Origin of the sequence: Corallococcus aberystwythensis, from assembly GCF_003612165.1 — a bacterium.
Taxonomy (GTDB): Bacteria; Myxococcota; Myxococcia; order Myxococcales; family Myxococcaceae; genus Corallococcus; species Corallococcus aberystwythensis.
On record NZ_RAWK01000567.1, the window covers coordinates 1 to 513 of the forward strand.

Consider the following 513-nt stretch of genomic DNA (forward strand, 5'->3'; position numbering starts at 1 on the left):
TAACTAAAATATGCTTATGAGCCTTTTTTATCTCCCCATTTGGATTAGTATCTTTATCATGTAATGGAGATTCCACCCATTGTATATGTTCATTATCTAATATATCTCTCCAACCTTCATCAACACTTTCTGGATTAATTACAAAGGTCCAATTTCTATTTCTTACATTACCTTGTGATGCCTTATTTGCCATGATATAATTACCTCCGAATACCAGTTTATGCTGCCATAGCCACATGGCAGTATTTTTTTATCTATTTTTATGCTTTTTATCAAAATCTTGTAAAGCTAACGCAATTACCGCACTTTTTGATACTCCTAAATGTTTTGCCAATTCATCTAACTTTTCCGACATCTCATCTTTTAAAGTTACTTGCAATCTTTTGCTCATGTTGTAACCACCTTTCAAGTTATTACAGTCAATTATACACAAAATAACACCATAATTCAATCATTTATACACAAAAAGTGACCGTGAACAATGAACAACACTGCGGGGGTCGTAGTACCCCC

At 33.3% G+C, this 513-nt stretch carries 2 protein-coding genes; both read right to left on the reverse strand.

The window, feature by feature from the left end; translation table 11 throughout:
* Positions 1-193, reverse strand: a 193-nt coding sequence (locus tag D7W81_RS41480) for a Rep family protein (protein ID WP_244227806.1), incomplete at its 3' end; no start/stop codon positions are given.
* Positions 194-250: 57 nt separating this feature from the next.
* The gene (locus D7W81_RS41485) at positions 251-391 is read right to left on the reverse strand and encodes a ribbon-helix-helix domain-containing protein (protein WP_016266052.1); all 141 of its coding nucleotides are present in this window, start codon (positions 389-391) and stop codon (positions 251-253) included.
* Between the last annotated feature and the right edge of the window lie 122 nt (positions 392-513).